This is a genomic window from Paenibacillus sp. IHBB 3054, from assembly GCF_051594305.1.
GTDB lineage: Bacteria > Bacillota > Bacilli > Paenibacillales > Paenibacillaceae > Paenibacillus_AQ.
Genome location: NZ_JBOFBG010000113.1, coordinates 1 through 1,272 on the forward strand (window position 1 = coordinate 1; position 1,272 = coordinate 1,272).

A 1,272-nucleotide genomic window follows, 5' to 3' on the forward strand; every position below is an offset into this window, starting at 1 on the left:
CGTATATAACCATTGGAACCAAATACACCAATGGGAGGACTTAAAATGTTATATTTGGATAGTTGTATAGAAGGTGCTCAAAAAGTAATTGCAGATGAAACCGTAGATTTAGTGATCGCCGATCCACCGTATAATTTGAAATTCGGAGGAACAAATTATACTAAAAATAAAAAACCTCGTTTTCAGATTTTCGCAAATGATAACCTATCGTTTCCCGACTACCGCAGATTTTGCCTCGCTTGGCTGAAGCAAGCCTATCGAATCCTGAAACCGGGAAGTCATGTGTACATCTTTATCGATTGGCGCACCTACCCGGACATGGCCCGATGGCTTAAGATTACCGGGTTCACCATTAAGAATTGCATCGTATGGGATAAGAAAAACATGGGCATGGGGTGGCAATACCGGTATCAACATGAATTTATTATTATGGCCGTGAAGGGCAAGAAGAAAGTCAGACGGATACGCTCACGGAATCAAACGGATGTATGGCAAATCCCACGGATACCCGGGAATCAGACCATACATCCTACAGAAAAGCCTATAGACTTAATGAAACGGATCATCGAGAACAGTACCGAGGAGAATGAGTATGTAGTCGATTTATTCGCTGGAAGCGGTGTGGTTCCAGAGGCTGCAGAGAACTTAAACCGCAAATGGGATGCATTTGAAATTGATCCAGGCTGGGCTCAGGTCTCGATAAAGCGATTGAATAGTGAATCTACATAAGACATACTTTTTACGAACATTCATACCACGATTTAATCGCATTGGAATTATTAAATAAGGTCCCCGTATTTAAATAATAATGATGTTGTTGGAACGTACGTGTCGGTTTATGGATATGCTTATCAGTGACGACAACGAGTTGTCGTTACAGTTCTCTCTAGTATAGGTATGAACCACATGCAGCGTTTCTATCCTTCCCAAAAGGAAGTGTAGGGTGCGAATAGGAAATCTGCTTCAGTAAATAATGTAATGTTAACCACATGTGAGTCACATACTCCATGTGGTTTTTCTTAGCATTCGACATTCTGAGTGAGTAACAATAAATATTACTTAATTACCAACTAAATGTTTATTATTCAATGAAAATTTATATTAATTTATAACATAGTTCGACAAATTTTGCATAAATGATTAGCTATAATAAATCGATTCGTATTTAAGAGATTTAGAAACTTCTATATGAAAGGATAATTCGATGATCAAATATACATAGATTTAAATGGTGCTTAATAGGAATTGCAATCTAATATTTTTATCAAAAAA

Annotated in this window: 1 protein-coding gene; it reads left to right on the forward strand. The window is 37.4% G+C overall.

The window, feature by feature from the left end; genetic code table 11:
* Positions 1-45 precede the first annotated feature (45 nt).
* Entirely contained in the window at positions 46-729 is a 684-nt protein-coding gene (locus ACQ76X_RS35910) for a DNA-methyltransferase (RefSeq protein WP_438498665.1), read from the forward strand.
* Positions 730-1,272 lie beyond the last annotated feature (543 nt).

Bases quoted from the DNA above. Each gene is read 5' to 3' on its own strand.
- ACQ76X_RS35910 (WP_438498665.1), top strand. From the start codon at position 46: ATGTTATATTTGGATAGTTGTATAGAAGGTGCTCAAAAAGTAATTGCA.